Origin of the sequence: Streptomyces sp. RGM 3693, assembly GCF_050471125.1 — a bacterium.
Lineage (GTDB): Bacteria > Actinomycetota > Actinomycetes > Streptomycetales > Streptomycetaceae > Streptomyces.
Genome location: NZ_JBMPPQ010000002.1, coordinates 665407 through 680419, shown reverse-complemented (window position 1 = coordinate 680419; position 15013 = coordinate 665407). Strand labels below are relative to the sequence as shown.

10 protein-coding genes and 1 riboswitch are annotated in these 15013 nt (G+C 74.8%); of the genes, 6 read left to right on the top strand and 4 right to left on the bottom strand.

Annotation, left to right across the window (positions count from 1 at the left end; all coding sequences use genetic code 11):
* Positions 1–375: 375 nt before the first annotated feature.
* Positions 376–2451 (bottom strand): asparagine synthase-related protein, encoded by a 2076-nt coding sequence (locus ACO0M4_RS20335; RefSeq protein WP_430372193.1) that lies wholly within the window; start codon positions 2449–2451, stop codon positions 376–378.
* Between the two features lie 714 nt (positions 2452–3165).
* On the opposite strand from ACO0M4_RS20335, the gene ACO0M4_RS20330 reads away from it, so the two are divergent.
* From ACO0M4_RS20330 to ACO0M4_RS20310, 5 genes are all read left to right on the top strand, one after another.
* Entirely contained in the window at positions 3166–4614 is a 1449-nt protein-coding gene (locus ACO0M4_RS20330) for an MFS transporter (RefSeq protein WP_430372192.1), read from the top strand.
* Between the two features lie 209 nt (positions 4615–4823).
* Complete coding sequence (gene lhgO, locus ACO0M4_RS20325) at positions 4824–6071, top strand: L-2-hydroxyglutarate oxidase (protein WP_430372191.1); 1248 nt, start codon at positions 4824–4826, stop codon at positions 6069–6071.
* 275 nt (positions 6072–6346) lie between these two features.
* Positions 6347–7210: a tRNA (guanosine(46)-N7)-methyltransferase TrmB gene (gene trmB, locus ACO0M4_RS20320; RefSeq protein WP_430372189.1), complete on the top strand. Its 864-nt coding sequence runs from the start codon at positions 6347–6349 to the stop codon at positions 7208–7210.
* Between the two features lie 97 nt (positions 7211–7307).
* On the top strand, positions 7308–8663 hold the full coding sequence (locus tag ACO0M4_RS20315; RefSeq protein WP_430372187.1) for a PrsW family intramembrane metalloprotease: 1356 nt from the start codon (positions 7308–7310) through the stop codon (positions 8661–8663).
* Between the two features lie 159 nt (positions 8664–8822).
* Positions 8823–9125, top strand: coding sequence for a hypothetical protein (locus ACO0M4_RS20310; protein ID WP_205365665.1), 303 nt, complete (start codon positions 8823–8825; stop codon positions 9123–9125).
* 87 nt (positions 9126–9212) lie between these two features.
* Here ACO0M4_RS20310 and ACO0M4_RS20305 read toward each other — a convergent pair whose 3' ends face one another.
* Both ACO0M4_RS20305 and ACO0M4_RS20300 read right to left on the bottom strand, forming a co-directional pair.
* On the bottom strand, positions 9213–10178 hold the full coding sequence (locus ACO0M4_RS20305) for an aldo/keto reductase (protein ID WP_430372185.1): 966 nt from the start codon (positions 10176–10178) through the stop codon (positions 9213–9215).
* Between the two features lie 102 nt (positions 10179–10280).
* The gene (locus ACO0M4_RS20300) at positions 10281–11615 is read right to left on the bottom strand and encodes a peptidoglycan DD-metalloendopeptidase family protein (protein WP_430372184.1); all 1335 of its coding nucleotides are present in this window, start codon (positions 11613–11615) and stop codon (positions 10281–10283) included.
* Between the two features lie 284 nt (positions 11616–11899).
* Positions 11900–12046: riboswitch (cyclic di-AMP (ydaO/yuaA leader) on the bottom strand.
* A gap of 435 nt (positions 12047–12481) precedes the next feature.
* Between ACO0M4_RS20300 and ACO0M4_RS20295 the strand changes: the two genes are divergently transcribed.
* Positions 12482–13666: a DUF2332 domain-containing protein gene (locus ACO0M4_RS20295; protein ID WP_430372183.1), complete on the top strand. Its 1185-nt coding sequence runs from the start codon at positions 12482–12484 to the stop codon at positions 13664–13666.
* A gap of 126 nt (positions 13667–13792) precedes the next feature.
* On the opposite strand, the gene ACO0M4_RS20290 is transcribed toward ACO0M4_RS20295, so the two are convergent.
* Positions 13793–14932: a PP2C family protein-serine/threonine phosphatase gene (locus ACO0M4_RS20290; protein ID WP_430373866.1), complete on the bottom strand. Its 1140-nt coding sequence runs from the start codon at positions 14930–14932 to the stop codon at positions 13793–13795.
* Between the last annotated feature and the right edge of the window lie 81 nt (positions 14933–15013).

The following is a 15013-nucleotide window of genomic DNA, read 5'->3' as shown; positions in this document are numbered from 1 at the left end:
TACCGGCAGGCGGTTCACGGCCGGGGTGGCGGTGAGGGGCGGGCCGGAAATGCAGCGGCAAGGATGCTGTGGCGGCGCCCGTAGGGAACGCTGTGGCCTCCGCCTCCTCAGGCCGTGGGCACTTCAGGCCGTAGCTTGCTCAAGCGTTGGGTTTCTCGCGACGTGGGGCTGCCTTCGGTGGGGGGCCAGGTGGGTGCCGGCGTACGCCCCGTTCCTCCGGCGTACGGGAGTTCCGGCGCGCCGTGGGTCGCGCCGTTCTGCCGGGCGCACCGGGCGGCGGCCGTGCGCCGAACGACCGCCCCGCGGGGAAACGACAGCGGGGGCGGTCGGCGGGACCGTCCGCCGTCGGGATCGGCGACGCTTGCTCCCGGCGCCTCAGGAGAGTCGTGCGCGGGGCACCACGCCCCCGGCGAGCGCCCGTTGCCGCGGCGCCTCCGCGCCCGTCCAGCACGAGCCGCGGCGGGCCAGCAGCCGGCGCAACCACAGCTCCGTGGCGACCAGTTCGGCCAGGCCGTCCAGGGGCAGCGGGGCGCCCTCGGCCGCCGCGCGGAGCGCCGTGCGGACCACCCGCGCCTCGATCAGGCCGGCGTCGGCGAGCAGCGGCGCCTCGAAGAGCTGGAGCAGCCGGCCGACCTCGACGCGCAGGCCGGCGCGGACCGCGGCGGTGTGGGTGTGCTGCGCGGCGGCGCCCCAGCCGGGCGGCAGGTCCCGTACGCCGGCGCCGGCCAGGACCGAGCGCAGGACGGCCGCGCGGGCGCCGGGCTGCACCCGGAGGGTGTCCGGCAGGGCGCGGCAGGCGAGCACCACCTGGTTGTCGAGGAAGGGGGCGTGCAGCCGCTGGCTGCGGACCTCGACGGCCTGCTCGAAGACCCGGTAGTCGGCGGCCTGACGGGCCAGGGCGGCGCGGGCCCGCCGTTCACCGGGGCGGCCGGCGGCGGGCGAGCGCTGCGCCGCGTCCCCGAGGCGGACCGACACTTCGGCCAGTGCCTCGCCCGTGAGCCAACGTGCCGCGGGCCCCGGGCGGCACCAGGCGAGCGCGGCCAGTGAGGCGTCCACCGCACCGCCGGCCACCGGCTCGTCGGCGAACTGTCGCTCCATCAGGCGGCGCGCGGCCTCGGCGATCCCGGTGGTGTAGGGGGTGCGGGCGAGCTTCCGGGCGGCCCGGTAGACGGTGAACGGGACCAGGACGGAGTGCGCGGACGGGCCGTCGGCCCTGGCCAGCGCGGTGACCGGACGCAGCAGGTGGCGTCGGCGGCGGTCCATGAGGAGGTCGGCGAGGCGGGCCGGGTGGGCGTCGAGGACCTGGCGGGCGCCGTTCCCGACGAAGTGGTCGGCGCCGCCGGACAGCAGCCGCCTGCGGTGTCGGCCGGCGAGGGTCAGCGCGGGTCCGGGCTCGTCCGTGAGCGGGAGGGTGTCCAGGCCGGTGTACGGGAGGGCGTCGTCGCCGGCCGCGACGACGACGTGGTGCAGCCGGGGGTTCTCGGCGATCCCGCGGGCGCGCTCCAGTTCTGCCTCGTGTTGGGCCTGGTCGCCATGGGTGGCGAGGTCGTTGAAGGTGACGGCCAACAGGCGCTCGCCGTGGCCGTTGATCCGTCCGGGCTGCCCGGGGAGACCGGCGGCCAGGAGGGCGAGCGTTCCGGACGCGCTGCCTCCGGAGAGGTCGGCGCCGATGCCGGGGGCCGGGCCGCCGCGCGCCGCGCGCCGCTCCGCGGGGCCCATACCGGGCACCGGGCCGGGGTCGAGCCGGTCGAGCCCGTCCGGGTCGGGGGCGAAGCGGGGGGCCGCCAGCCGGGCCCGGACGGCCTCCACCAGGGCCTCGCGGACGCCGTCCACGGCTTGTTCCGGGGCGAGTTGGGGGGCGGCGACGGCCAGGGACGCGGGCGGCTCGTAGGAGGCGATCTCGCTGCTGCCGGTGCGCAGCACCAGGGCGTGGCCGGGCGGGATCCGGCGGACGCCGTCGTACGGGGTGCCGGCGCCCAGCGCCTCGGGGGCGTCCGGGCAGGCCAGCAGCGCGGCCAGGTGGCCGACGTCGAGGCTGGCCTCGACGAGGTCGGCGAGCGGCAGGGCGGCGGTGGCGTACGCGGTGCCGCCGGCCCACCGGGTGTGGAAGACGGGCCGGGCGCCGGCCAGGTCTCCGGTGACGGTGATCCGGCGTCCCACCTGGGCGACGACGGTGTAGCTGCCCGGCCAGGCGGTGAGGTGGCGCAGGGCGCCCCCGCGGGCGGCGAACAGGCCCACCTTGAGTTGGTCGTCGGTGGCACCGCAGACCCCGAAGACGGCGAGCCGGGTCTCCGGGTCGGCCTGGATGACGCGCACCTCATGGGGCCGCCAGTCGCCCACCGCCCAAAGGGGATCGGGGTCGCCCCACAGGAGTTGGGCGCCCACGGGCAGCAGCGTCCGGCATTCCCTGTTGGTGGTCGCGGCACTGCTCCACCCCACCAGCCAGCGCATCGCCGCCTCCACCCGATTCCCCGTCCACCGGGGTGGCCGGCGACCGCCCCGTACAGCGGATTCCCCAGCTGTCCTGCGGTCCATGCTGCCATGGCGGTGGCCTGCGGGAGGTGCTGGAGGAGGCCCCGGATACCGGCGGGCGGCGGGCGCGGCGGACCACCGTGCAGAGGCGGCGCGGGGGCGGTGCAGCGGCCCCGGAGGTGGACGGGGTGGGCGGCGACGGCCCCGGGTGACCCCCCGTGTGGCCCCCGGGACAGCCGACGGCGCGAAAGCATCACCCGTCGGTTTTCGGCCAAAGTCCGTACCGTGCAACCGAGTTGACGCCCGGACGCCGCCCCGTACGCGGCGTCGTGGCGACGCGGTGGCCGAACGTCGCCCGGTCCCCGCGACGGTCCGGGAAGCGGGCTGCGCCTCCCGGACCGGACCGCCACCCGCGGGGAATGAGGTGGCGGTGTCCCCCAGCCCACTGGATCCAGTGCAGCGGGCCGACCCACGCAGAACTCATCGAAGCGTGGGGGCCGTTGAGGGGGCAGCGCGCACGCACGGGCGCATGGGCACACGTACCCGGAGCACATGCCAATTCCCGCACCCCCGTTTGAACACGAATCTCGCCATCCAAGACACCGACCCTTAACGGTAGGGATCCGGCGAACTACTCTGGGTGGATGCATGCCCCGGGGTACGGGGCGGCTGTCGCTGTGTCGAGGGGTGCGCATGTCCAGGGATACACGCGGGCCGAACGAAAAGCTCGGCACCGTTCTCGCCCTCGCGGGGATCAGCAATGCCGGACTGGCGCGCCGGGTCAACGACCTCGGTGCGCAACGCGGCCTGACGCTTCGCTACGACAAGACGTCCGTGGCCCGTTGGGTCTCCAAGGGCATGGTGCCCCAAGGCGCCGCGCCCCATCTGATCGCGTCGGCGATCGGCAGCAAGCTCGGGCGCCCGGTACCGCTGCACGAAATCGGCCTGGCCGACGCCGATCCGGCGCCCGAGGTGGGGCTCGCCTTCCCTCGCGACGTGGGTGCTGCGGTGCGTTCAGCGACCGAGCTGTACCGTCTCGATCTCGCCGGCCGACGGGGTGGTGGCGGCGGCATCTGGCAGAGCCTGGCCGGATCCTTCGCCGTCAGCGCGTACGCAACTCCCGCATCCCGTTGGCTGATATCGCCGGCGGACAGTTCGGTGGCGCGGGAGGCGGCCGAGGCGCGGGACAAGGACGCCGCGGCCGCCGGTGACGCGGGGGTCCCGCAGCACGTCGGCCACAGCGACGTCACCAAGCTGCGCGAGGCGGCCGAGGACGCCCGGCGCTGGGACTCCAAGTACGGCGGCGGCGACTGGCGTTCGTCCATGGTGCCGGAGTGCCTCCGGGTGGACGCGGCACCGCTGCTGCTCGCCTCGTACAGCGACGAGGTAGGGCGCGCGCTCTTCGGGGCGACGTCCGAACTCACCCGCCTGGCGGGCTGGATGGCCTTCGACACCGGCCAGCAGGAGGCCGCCCAGCGGTACTACATCCAGGCGCTGCGACTGGCCCGGGCCGCCGCCGACGTCCCCCTGGGCGGGTACGTGCTCGCGTCGATGTCCCTCCAGGCGACCTACCGCGGATTCGCCGACGAGGGCGTCGACCTGGCCCAGGCCGCCCTGGAGCGCAACCGCGGACTGGCCACCGCCCGCACCATGAGCTTCTTCCGCCTGGTGGAAGCGCGGGCCCAGGCCAAGGCCGGGGAGGCACGCGCCTGCGAGGTGGCGCTGAAGGCGTCCGAGGGCTGGCTGGAGCGCTCCCGCAGCGGCGATCCGGACCCGTCCTGGCTGGACTTCTACTCCTACGAACGCTTCGCCGCCGACGCCGCCGAGTGCTACCGGGACCTGCGGCTGCCCCGTCAGGTGCGCCGCTTCACCGAGCAGGCGCTGTCCCGGCCGACGGAGGAGTTCGTCCGGTCGCACGGGCTGCGCCTCGTGGTGTCGGCCGTCGCCGAACTGGAGTCCGGCAATCTGGACGCGGCCTGCGCCGCCGGCACCCGGGCCGTCGAGGTCGCGGGCCGGATCTCCTCCGCCCGCACCACCGAGTACGTCCGTGATCTGCTGCACCGCCTGGAGCCGTACGGGGACGAACCGCGCGTGGCCGAACTCCGGGAGCGGGCCCGGCCGTTGCTGGCGGCCCCGGCGTAGGGCGGGTGGAACGGGCACAGGAGAGGGGCCGGCGGTGACGGGCCGGCGGACCGGTCGTCGAGGGTGCCTCGCCGCGGGATCGTCGCCGCAGGTCAGACAGGTCACTGCGGATTGTCGGTGCCGCCCGTCATGATGGACTACGTCGTCGGCGATGACGCGCGGGCCCGCGGCGACGAGCGGGTCTGCGGTCATGCGGTTGGGGAGGTGCAGTGGCGGCGTACGACTGCGATGTGCTGGTGATCGGTGCCGGGATCGTGGGGCTCTCCACGGCCCGCGCCCTCACCCGCGCCACGCCCGGCATACGCGTCGTGGTGCTGGAGAAGGAGCCCGGTGCGGCCCGCCACCAGACCGGACGCAACAGCGGCGTGATCCACAGCGGCATCTACTACCCGCCGGGCTCGCTGAAGGCCCGTTTCGCCCTCCAAGGGTCGGCGGAGATGGTCAAGTTCTGTACCGAACACGACATCCCGCACGAGGTCACCGGCAAGCTGATCGTCGCCACCGACCGCAGCGAGCTGCCCCGGCTGCACGGCCTCATCCAGCGCGGCCGGGAGCACGGCCTGCCGGTGCGGGAGCTGGGTCCCGCCCAGATCGCCGAGTACGAGCCCGAGGTGCGCGGGCTGGCCGCCATCCATGTGGGCACGACCGGGATCTGCGACTTCGGGGCGGTGGCCCGGCAGCTGGCCCGGCTCGCCCAGGAGGACGGCGCCCGGGTGGTCCTCGGCGAGGAGGTCACCACCATCGCCCGGCGTCCGGGCCGGGTCGCGGTCCGCACGGCCGGCGGCACGGTCTACCGCGCCCGCGCCCTGGTCAACTGCGCCGGGCTGCACTGCGACCGGATCGCGCGGCTGGCGGGCGACGCCCCGGGCATGCGGATCATCCCGTTCCGCGGCGAGTACTACACCCTCGCCCCGGAGCGCGCCGCACTGGTCCGCGGCCTGGTCTACCCGGTCCCCGACCCGGCCTTCCCGTTCCTGGGCGTCCACCTCACCCGCGGCATCGACGGCTCCGTCCACATCGGGCCGAACGCCGTCCCCGCGCTGGCCCGCGAGGGCTACGACTGGCGCACCGTGCGTCCCACCGAGCTCGCCGGGACGCTCGCCTTCCCCGGTTCCTGGCGGATAGCCCGCCGCCACTGGCGCTACGGCGCGGGCGAACTCCAGCGCTCGCTGTCCCGGCGCGCCTTCGCGGAGGCGGTCCGCCGGCTGCTGCCCGACGCCCGTGAGGAGGATCTCCTGCCCTCCCCGGCCGGGGTCCGGGCGCAGGCCGTCCTCCCCGACGGCACCCTCGTCGACGACTTCCTCTTCGCCGAGTCCCCCGGCATGATCCACGTCCTCAACGCCCCGTCCCCGGCCGCCACGGCCTCCCTCCCGATCGGCCGGGAGGTGGCTCGGCGGGTGACCCGGCTCCTGGGGATCCCGGCCCGGGAGGTGGGGGACGAGGGCCTTGCGGGGTGAGGGGGACGAGGGTTTCACGGGGTGCGGGGGACGAGAGATTCATGGGGTGCGGGGGACCAGGGCCTCGCGGGCTGCGGGGGCGCCGGCGGGCGGGCCCGGCTGCCCGGTCCGCTTCCGGTCCGGCCGGGGTCCGGGTGGGGTTCGGGCGGACCTGCCGGACCTCCCACCATCGCGGCGCTGACCTGCGGCTCCGGTGGTCGGCGGGGGCGCCGGCCGGGGTGGGCCCTCGGCGACGGTCCCGTCCGCGGCGGCGTCATCCGTAGAATCGACGCACTGTGTCCGAGAACCCCGCCACCCCCGAAACCGCCACCGCCGCTGCCGACGCCACCGGCGCGGACGCCTCGGTGACCGCCGTCCCGCCCGCCCCGCGCCCCCTCGGCGCCACCGCCGTGTCGGCCGCCGTGCCCCGCCGCGGCAAGCCGATGTTCCCCGACGGGACGGGGCCGGCGGCCGACCCCGCGGGCTCGCACCACGAGCGGCGGATCCGGTCCTTCCAACCCCGCCGCAGCCGCGTCACCTCCTCCCAGGCCGATGCGCTGCGCCGCCTCTGGCCCACGTGGGGCCTGGACATCGACGGGCTCTCCCGCCTCGACCTCGACGCGTTCTTCGGCGGGCTGCCGGTCGTCCTGGAGATCGGCTTCGGGATGGGCGAGGCCACCGCGCAGATGGCCGCCGCCGACCCGGACACCGGCATCCTCGGCTGCGATGTGCACACCCCCGGCCAGGGCCATCTGCTCGGTCTCGCGGAGCGGAACGGCCTGTCCAACATCCGGGTGGCCAACGGCGACGCGATCATCCTGCTGCGCGAAATGCTCGCCCCCGGGTCCCTCGCCGGTCTGCGCGTGTACTTCCCGGACCCCTGGCCCAAGAAGCGCCACCACAAGCGCCGGCTGATCCAACCGGAGTTCGTGGCGCTGGCGACCACCCGGCTCGCGCCCGGCGCCCTGGTGCACTGCGCGACCGACTGGGAGCCGTACGCCGAGCAGATGCTGGAGGTCCTCTCCGCCGAGCCGACGCTGGAGAACCTGCACTCCGGGTACGCGCCCCGGCCGGGCTTCCGGCCGCTGACCAGGTTCGAGGGACAGGGCCTGGACAAGGGGCACACCGTGCACGACCTGCTGTTCCGCCGCCGAGGCTGAGGGCCGCGGCCCTCCGGGGGCGCCGGGCCGGCCCGCCCCTCCCCCGGCACACCTCACCCACATGCCCGTAGCGCCCCACCCTCGCTAGGGTCGATGGGTGTACCCGTCACCGCCGCCGCTCCCCGAGCACCCAGCCGGCCCGCCGCCGTACACACCCCCCGAGGTCCACGACGGGCCCCGGCGCCGGGGTGCGCCCTGGCGCAGCAAGACCGTCCGGGCCATCACCCTGGCCGCGCTGCTCGCGCTCTCCGGCGTGCTCATCCTCGGCATCGTCCGACGGCAGACGGGCACCGAGGGCTTGCTGGTCGGCCTCGGGCTGGCCGTGTTCCCGGTGCCGCTGCTGATCGCGGCGTTCTGCTGGCTGGACCGGATCGAGCCCGAGCCCTGGCGGAATCTGGCGTTCGCCTTCGCCTGGGGGGCGTGCGCCGCCACCTTGGTCGCGGTCCTGGCCAACGGCTTCGCGACCGACTGGCTGGCGAACAACATTTCCTCCGCGTCACCGACCGAGGCCGCGGCGTGGGGTTCGACGGTCGTCGCCCCGGTCGTCGAGGAGGTGATGAAGGCCGCCGCCATCGTGCTCCTCTACCGCTTCCGCCGGCGTGACTTCGACGGCATCACGGACGGCATCGTGATCGCCGGCATCACCGCCACCGGCTTCGCCTTCACCGAGAACATCCTCTATCTGGGCAGCGCCTTCGGCGAGGACCAGTCCATGGGGCACACCGGTCTGAGCTCCCTCACCGCCGGCACCTTCTTCGTACGGATCGTGGTCTCCCCGTTCGCGCATCCGCTCTTCACGATCCTCACCGGCCTGGCGCTCGGGATAACCGCCACCCGCTACCCGCGCCGCCGCGGTGCCCGCGCCGCGCTCGTCCTCCTCGGCCTGGCCGCCGCGATCCTCCTGCACGGCGTGTGGAACGCCGCCTCCAGCCTCGGCGACGCCGGCTTCCTCACGGTCTACGGCGTGTGCATGGTGCCGGTCCTGCTGGCCCTGACCTGGCTGGCGCTGTGGGCCCGCCGGCAGGAGCTGCTGTCCGTCCGGGTGTACCTCGCCCCGTACGCCGCCACCGGCTGGCTCGCCGCGCCCGAGCCGACCGCGCTCTCCTCGCTCAGGACCCGCGCCCTGGCCCGCGACCTCGCCCGCCGCACCCACGGCCCGGCCGCCGCCCGCGCCGTCACCGCCTACACCACCCTGGCCACCGCCCTCTCCTTCCACCGCCGCCGCGCCCACCTGGCGGGCCCGTCCCCGGACTTCACCGCCCGGGAGCGCGAACTCCTGGAGCGGCTGTGGCAGTACCGGCCGTGGGCCGGTCCGGCGCTGCTCCAGGCGTGGGCGTGCGGAACGGGCACACCGAGCCCGCCGGAGGGAGCGCCGGGCCCCGCCGGGACGGCGCCGCGCCGCGTCTCGGCCCTGCCGCACAGGGCCCGGTCCCGCAACGGTGACCAGCGCTGATCGGCCTGTCTGGCCTCCCTGGCTTCCCTGGCCTCCGGCAGGACCCCTAGGAACATCCGGGCCCGTAGGGCGTTCCGTGCCCCGGTGGACCGTGCTCCGGGATGGCGCGAGGGCCGCGCGTAGGCTCCTGGGAGTTGTCCGTGAAAGGGAGGATCTGCGATGGCTGGGATTCCGACGAGTGTGGTGGCGGCCGCGGGGCTGGTGGGCGGTTACGGCGTGGCCCGGTGGACCAAGAAGCGGCCGCTGGGCGGGGTGGCGCTGGCGGCTGCCGGAGCGGTGGCCGCTCGCGGCTGGCAGCAGAAGGCCGGCACGAAGGCGGCTGCCGCGCTGAGTGGTGCCTATGTGGCGGCGTTCGCCGGGTCGCACCCGCTGGCCAAGAAGATCGGGGCGTGGCCTTCGGTGTTCGCGGTGGCGGGCGGGGTCGCGCTGGCCTCGTGGGCGGTGGCGGACCGGCGCGGGTGAGGCCGGGCCGGCGGACCGACCGCCGAGGGGTGTCCTGACACCGTTGCGGTGTGCGGGGACCGTAGGGCCCCCGCACACCGGGCTGCGTCAGGCGGATGCCTCCGTGAGGAGGGCCACTTCGACGTCGGTGAGGGCGAGTTCGGTGACGGCCAGCAGGGCCGGGAGCTGGGTCAGGGTGCGGGCGCTGGCGATGGGGGCCGCCACGGTGGGCTGGGCGGCGAGCCAGGCGATGGCGACGGTGGACACCTCGGCGTCGTGGGCCGCGGCGACGGTGTCGAGGGCCTGAAGGACGCGGCGGCCGCGGTCGGTCTCCAGGTACTTGGCGGCCTTCCCGGTGCGGGCGCTGTCGATGCTGCCGCCCGGGCGGTACTTGCCGGTCAGGAAGCCGGAGGCGAGGGCGTAGTACGGGACCGCGGCGATGCCGTTGCGGGCGGCCACGTCGGCGAGTTCGCCCTCGTAGGTGTCGCGGGAGACCAGGTTGTAGTGCGGCTGGACGGCGACGTAGCGGGCCACGCCCTCGCGGTCGGAGAAGTCCAGCGACTCCTGTAGGCGCTGCGCGGAGATGTTGGACGCGGCGATCTCCCGGACCTTACCCGCCCGGACGAGGTCGTCGAGGGCGGTCAGGAACTCGCTCACCTCGACCGATTCGTCGTCGTAGTGGGTGTAGTAGAGGTCGATGTAGTCCGTACGGAGGCGGCTCAGGGAGAGGTCGACGGCGGTCTTGATGGTGGCGGCGGACAGGCCCTTGAGGTCGTGCTGGGCGCCGACCTTGGTGGCGATCACGACGTCGTCGCGGTTGCCGCGGGCCGCCAGCCAGTTGCCGATGACGGTTTCGGACTCACCGCCCTTGTTGCCGGGCACCCAGTAGGAGTAGGCGTCGGCGGTGTCGATGAAGTTTCCGCCGCCGGCCACGTAGGCGTCGAGGACGGCGAAGGATTCGGCCTCGTCGGCGGTCCAGCCGAAGACGTTGCCTCCGAGGCAGAGCGGGGAGACGGACAGCGAACCGAGCGACTTGGGAGTGGGGGCTGAGCTCTGGGCGTGTGTCACGTTCATGATCGGTAACAACGTTGGCACAGCGGGAGTTGTTCCCCGCGGCCGAGACCGGCGGCGCTCCCCGGCGGCTGCCCACGGGGCGTGGGCAGCCGGCCGGATCGATCAGACGGTGACCCCGTGGCCGCGCAGCCAGGGCAGCGGATCCGTCGGCGCGCCGGCGCCCGGGCGAACCTCCAGGTGGAGGTGCGGAGCGGTGGCGCTCCCGGTGGCGCCGACGCGACCGATGACGTCGCCCGTGTGGACCCGGCCCGTCGTCTTGACCATCGAGGACAGGTGGCAGAACCAGAGCTCCGTGCCGTCGTCGAGGGTGAGGACGATGCGGTAGCCGTAGCCGCCGGCCCAGCCCGCCTGGGTGATGGTCCCGTCGTGAACTGCCATGACCAGCGTGCCCGTTGGGGCCGTGAAGTCCTGGCCGGTGTGGTCCGCGGCCCAGGGGTCGCCGGCCTTCCCGAAGCCGGCGGTGAGGGTGTACGAGGAGACTGGGGCGACGAAGGGCTTCGCCGCGTCGGTGGGCCGGTCGGCCTGCGGCGCCGGACGGGCTTCCGGCGCCGTGCGAGGCGCGGCTTCCGGCGTCGCCTGGGGCGCGGCTTCCACCCCTGCCTGAGGCTCGGCTGCCGATCCAGCTTCCGATCCGGCTTCCGATTCAGCTTCCGATCCGGCTGCCGGCTGCGTCGCCGTCGCCGTTTCCGCCGCTGTCGCCGGCTTCTCCTCGCCCGCCGCGGCCCGCTCCGCGGTCCCCTGCTGGGCGCCCGTGTCGTGGGTCACCTGGGGGACGGCGGTCTGCTCCGCGGCGCCCGGCCGGCCGTCGGCCTGCTGGAGGATGCGGTGGCGCAGCGCCTCGGCCGCGCCCTGCGCGCCGTCACCAGGGGCGGCACCGGCCTGGGAGAGGGGTGCGGAGGGGCTGGAGGGGGCGGAGACCGCCGAAGTGGCGGCCGTGGCGGCGGCCGTCGGGGCGTGCGCGACACCGCCGCCGGCGGCCAACGGGCTGGTGCCGGGGCGGGACGCGGCGTCCTGGTGCGCGCCGGCGGCGTCATCGACCAGCCCACCGGGGTCGGGCATCGATATCGGCACCGGCGGCCGGTCCTCGGCCGCGGCCACCCCGCTCGCGCCGACCGCCGCGATCACGCCGACGCCCAGCACCGTGCCGCCGCGCGCCAGACCACCGCCGCGCTGCTTGGCCACCCGGTGCTTGCCGCGGACCGAGCGGGCCGCCCCGTCGCCGACACCCAACTCGTCGACCGGGGACCCCTCCACGTCGGCGCCCTCACCATCGACGCCCTCGCCTTCGAGGCCGAGCGCCGGCTCCCCACCGGGCAGCGAGCCCGCCACCGGCACGCCCGGGGACGGCACGCCCGGGGACGGCGCCCCCTGGGGCAGCGGGTCCGGGACCAGCAGGTCGTGGGAGAACGCGCCCTGGTGCGGACGCCGGTCGAACAACTCCCCGTAGGACGGCTGGACTTGAGCCGAGTCAACGGGAGCACCGACACCAGTGGGAGCAGTGGGAGCAGTGGGAGCACCGACACCAGCGGGAGAACCAGCAGCGATGGGATCACTAACAGCAGTGGGAACGCTGGCAGCGGTGGGAACAGCGAGGCCGGTGGGACCACCGAGCCCGGCGGGGCCGCCGAAGCCGACCGAGCCGCCGAAGTCGGCGGGGCCACCAAGGCCGTACGCGGACGGAGCATGGGGGGCGGGCCTATTGGACGCCACGGGGGCGCACTCCTTTCCTTCCTTCTCGCCTACCGGGTTAGCTGACGGGTTCGGAGCAGGAAGGTCTCCTACGAGCGCCCCCTGGCGAGAGGCGCCCGATTCACCCCAAGAGGGTGGTTCCCCGGTTCCCTCGACTCAATTCCCAGCAATTCCAGGCGGATCCGACAGGCCCCTCGGAACCGGTCGATCCGGGCGACTCGACTCGGGTCGAGGACACGGATCGGGGACACCGGTCGCGCCGCGCGAACAGCCGGCTCGGGAGGGTGGCTCAAGGGTCGTTCTGGACGTGCGGGAGCAGCGCGTACGGGATTCGGCGTCGGCGCGCGGTGCCGCCACTGGCGACGGCTGGGACGACCGCGCTCCGTTATCGGACAGTAATAGAGACGGTGCGGGAAATCCAAGCGTTCCCACGAATCCACGGGGGTTCCGCAAGCCCCCCGAGGAAGCTCTGGCATGGACTTTTACCCCCAGCCCGGCCGCAAACAGGGCGAGTTGGCACCGTCCCGTCAAACGATCTCGTGATGATTGTGCGTGAGTCGTTATGCGGAGGGACGCCCCGCAGTTACAGAACGTGAGGAGGATAACGTCGCCTCATGGTCGTCAACGTCGCGAACACCGGAAACGCCGGGAACACCGTCAACAACCCACGGGAAGTGGCGGATCGGTACCGGGAGTTCTCCTGGCAACAGGCGCGGGGACAGTCCGACGCGCACGAGGAACTGTCCGCCCGGATCAGCCAGGACGACGAGTTCTGCGAACTGCTGGCGGGTTCGCTGCCGGCCGGCAACAAGCAGCAGCCGAACCTGCTGCTCGCCGCGGTGCGCTACCTCGACGGTCCGCACGCGGAGTTGGGCCCGCGCGGTGAGGCGGCGTACGGGCGTTGGCGCGAGTGGACGGTCCGGCACTGGGACGAGGTCCGCGCGGTGATCATGCGACGCTCCACCCAGACCAATGAACCGGCCCGCTGCGCCACCTTGCTGCCGCTGCTGGCCCCTCTGCCGCAGCCGCTGGCCCTCCTGGAGGTCGGGGCGTCGGCGGGGCTGTGCCTGCACCCGGACCGGTACCGCTACCGGTACGTCCAGGAGGGCCACCACGCGAGCCACGGGGACCACGGGAGCCACGGGAGCCACGGGAGCCACGGGAGCCATGGGAGCCACGGTGCGCCCGTCGAGGGCGGTGCCCCGGACGGCCCGGTCACCTTCACCTGCCGCACCAGCGGGGTCGCACCCGGGGGCGACGACGGCCCGGCGGTGCTGCCCGGCGAGCTGCCCGAGATCGTCTGGCGCGGCGGCATCGACCTGGATCCGCTCGACCCGGTCGGAGAACCGGACGACCTCCGCTGGCTGCGCGCCCTCGTATGGCCCGGTGACGAGGCCCGTACGGCGCGGCTCTCGGCGGCCGTCGAGGCGGTGTCGACGTCGCCCCGCCCCACTCTGGTGCGCGGTGACCTGATCGACGAGCTGCCGGCGCTGGCCGCCCAGGCACCGCCCGAGGCGACGCTCGTCGTCTTCCAGAGCGCGGTGCTGACCTACCTTCCGCCGGCCCGGCGCGAGGAGTTCGCCCGGCTCGTCCGGTCGCTGCTGGCCGAGCGGGACGGCGGGGGGCACTGGATCTCCCAGGAGCACCACAGCGTGCTGCCGTGGATCACCGCGCCGGAGCACCGTTCCCTCGGGCCGGCGGACGCGATGCTGCTGACCCTCGCCGTGGACGAGCGTCCGGTCGCCCTGACGGGCCCGCACGGCCAGAGCGTGCACTGGCTGCGGCCGCCGCTGCCGTAGCGCGGGCCGGTCCCACCCCGACCGGCCCTGGGGCCGGCCGGGGACGTGCCCCCCGTTCCCGCCCCGTCCGTGAGGACTGCGGGCTACCCACCCCACCCCGTGCCGTCCCGAAGGCCAGCCCGCCGGCTACGCCTCCAAGGGCCGCTGGACCGCCAGCAACGCCATGTCGTCCGCGGGTCCCCCACCGGTGTGCCGGGCAACGTCCTCGACCACCACGTCCAACAGGTCACCGGGCCCGCTGTACTGGCTGCCACGCAGCCGGGCGCACGGGTCGTAGAACCGGCCGGCCCGGTCGCGGGCCTCGGTCACCCCGTCGGTGAACAGGAGCAGCAGCGCCCCGGCCGGGAAGAACGTCTCGTCCGCGCGGTCCGGCCAGCCCGCCACGTCGCTCAGGCCCAGCGGCAGCGCGGCGGTGGACGGGGTCAACTCCCGTAGGCCGCCGTCCGGGGTGAGCAGCAGAGGGGGCGGGTGGCCGCGGTTCAGGAGGCGGAGCACGGACTGGTTCCCGGCGGGTACCTCCGCCAGGACGGCCGTGGTGAAGCCCTCGTGGTGGTCGAGACCCGCGCGGCGCCCGCCCTCCCGTTTGATCGCCCGTTCCAGCCGGCCCGCCACCGCCTCCAGGGTGGCCTCCTGTTCCGCCGCCTCCCGAAAGGCGCCGATCACGACGACCGCGGCCTCCACGGCTTCCAGCCCCTTGCCCCGTACATCGCCGACGATCATCCGCACGCCGTGCGGGGAGTCCTGGATGGCGTGCAGGTCGCCGCCGATGCGAGCCCCGGCCCGGGCGCCCACGTAGCGCGCGGCGACCGCGAGACCGGCCAAGGTGTCGGGCGGCGCCGGCAGCACGGCCCGTTGGGCGGCCTCCGAGACGTCCCGTACGGAGGCGAGCCGGGCGTCGCTGCGCCGGACGACCCGGTTGATCCCGAGCGCCAGCAGGGCCACCACGATGACCGTGATCGCCTCGGTGGCGGACTGGTAGTAGTCCTCGACCCCGTGGTACGTGGCGAGAAGGATTTCGGTGACGGTGGCGGCCACGGCTGTGCCGGCGGTGGCTCGTAGGGAGTACAGCGGGGCCGCGACCAAAGGGGCGGCGGAGAGGAACGGGGCCGCGGTGTACCGGGGCGGCGTGGCGAGGTCGAAGAGCGCGCCGACGACGATCAGGACGGCGGGGAGCCAGCGCGCCAGCCGGCGACCGAGCGCGGACATCGCGGCGCGGCGCGCCCGCCGTTCCTCCTCGCCCGTGCGGTTCCCGCCGCCTCGCACCATCCGCACCGGCCTCTTCCCACTCCGCCCGCCCGGGTGGCACCCGGTACGGGTCCGGCACCGCCGCGCTCCGCCCGCACTCCC